Origin of the sequence: Alkalitalea saponilacus, from assembly GCF_900168165.1 — a bacterium.
Taxonomy (GTDB): domain Bacteria; phylum Bacteroidota; class Bacteroidia; order Bacteroidales; family Marinilabiliaceae; genus Natronoflexus; species Natronoflexus saponilacus.
Map to the genome: position 1 here is coordinate 1 of NZ_FUYV01000091.1, position 1,149 is coordinate 1,149.

1 protein-coding gene is annotated in these 1,149 nt (G+C 32.5%); it reads left to right on the plus strand.

What is annotated here, in order from left to right:
• The first annotated feature begins 151 nt into the window (after positions 1 to 151).
• On the plus strand, positions 152 to 433 hold the full coding sequence (locus B5X70_RS17780; protein WP_079559245.1) for a hypothetical protein: 282 nt from the start codon (positions 152 to 154) through the stop codon (positions 431 to 433).
• Positions 434 to 1,149: the final 716 nt, after the last annotated feature.

A 1,149-nucleotide genomic window follows, 5' to 3' on the forward strand; every position in this document is an offset into this window, starting at 1 on the left:
AGCTAAATAGTCATCCTTCTGCCCCGCATCAAATTTTGCAACGGCAGATAAAGACGCAGCCCGCAAAAAAGCCACTGGTCATACACAGGTACGTTACCGCCAATTATAAAAAAAAGGAATTCAGTTAACTTAATGCGCTAAAAACTTGATTATGCATAAAATAGGTTGTAATTATAAAGGAGTACATTATTTTGGTAATGACTACGTACTCTTTATTATTGATTTGATTAATAATAACAGGATTACCGAATTTAATGAAAACATGCCTAATTTTATTTTTACCTTAGATAATAAATTTGAAGTATTGCGAATACAAAAAAACTATGGGGAGTTAATTGAAAAACTACAAGGTTTCTTAATAGTTAATTATGATTTTCCTAACGCTCATGATTTAATAAGTAAGGTTGATGAATTAGCTATGGATATACCTTAACCTTGTTGAGTATATATTTACTATGGTTCTACTACCAATTTTGTGGAAGGATAGCATTGAAACACCCTAAATAATTGATGTTCAAATAAGTCTTGTGATTCCATATGTAAGAAGTGATTATGCTACTCGATTCTGAAGTTGTAATTCAAACCAAACACAGAATTTAAGGCTAAACCCAGATTTCCTTAATCTTTCACAAAAAAATACAGTAGAACTAAAATCTGAAACTATATTGTTGAAAGAAACAATTGAACGTTTAAAAAACAAAACTTAATGTTGGGATTGTCAGCCTGAAACAGTGAAAATTTTAAACAACAACGATGAAATAGGCATCTTCAAGTTTGAAACATACAACAACATTAATGTAATAGCAAACTGAAAGTATGAAACAATGAACTACAAGGAAGTAAATTAAACCTGCATTAATGGAATAAGGAACTGCAATGTTGAAAATGACAACTGCTAAATAAAAATTAAAAGGAAAATAGTCAATAACTGGCGGTAACATCATATATAAAATATTGGGGGTTTGGTGTTTACGTTAAATTATCTGCCCCGCACCAACATTTGTAACGGCAGACAAAGACGCACACCGCAGCCCCAACATTTCATATATGTGACCGTTGCCGGCAAGTTTAAGGATGAACATTAACCGAAAACTATCCATTCCGAATCAGGAAAGTTTTCAATTTTTTGACACCGCGGCTTCGGCAGAA

Bases quoted from the DNA above. Each gene is read 5' to 3' on its own strand.
- B5X70_RS17780 (WP_079559245.1), top strand. From the start codon at position 152: ATGCATAAAATAGGTTGTAATTATAAAGGAGTACATTATTTTGGTAAT.